The sequence below is a fragment of the Paenibacillus sp. P4_E11 genome, from assembly GCF_056401635.1.
The window spans coordinates 1-538 of sequence record NZ_JBFUIX010000725.1 but is presented as its reverse complement, the minus strand read 5'-3'; the positions used below and the strand labels follow the sequence as shown (position 1 = coordinate 538).

General features: G+C 44.2%; 1 protein-coding gene. It reads right to left on the bottom strand.

Annotation, left to right across the window (positions count from 1 at the left end; all coding sequences use genetic code 11):
- Positions 1 to 258 precede the first annotated feature (258 nt).
- Positions 259 to 538: transposase (locus AC1DWB_RS37135; RefSeq protein ID WP_477546024.1), on the bottom strand; the 280-nt coding region annotated here is incomplete at its 5' end.

Sequence of the window (538 nt, the reverse complement as noted above, 5' to 3'; positions counted from 1 at the left end):
AGATACCTCCTTCTTCTGAAAAGTGTTCTGAATTGTCTGCATATTTTAACGATTTGTCTGTTAGACAGGCTGCTTGGTAAAACTTATTCCACTAGAATGACAAGAATGTGTTCCAAAAAAGAGAAAAATCCACGTTTACGTGGATTCAGACTGTCGACAAAGCCCTGTTTTTTTCAGGGCTCTGTGTTTTTTTAGACAAGTCTATGTATGAAATAGCTGTAAACCCTGCAAATCCTTTTAAATAAAGAAGATAGCCGCTCATCCAGCCTTCTTGGCCAGGTGGTTGGCGATCTTTTTGACGTTCTGGCAAATAGCCGTCATTAGGGCTTGTTCCTGTACTTTCGACCTTCCGCGGAACCGGCAATAGCGAAGTCCGTGGAGCTCTTTGGCGTCCGCAAAACTTCGCTCAATGGTTTGGTATCGCAATCGGTACAAATATTTACCCGACTTGCTCAGCCGATTAACACGTACCCATCCCTTGCTGTCTTCCCACACGTGTCGCGTAATCACCATCTGCTTGTTCTTAGAGCGTGTACAC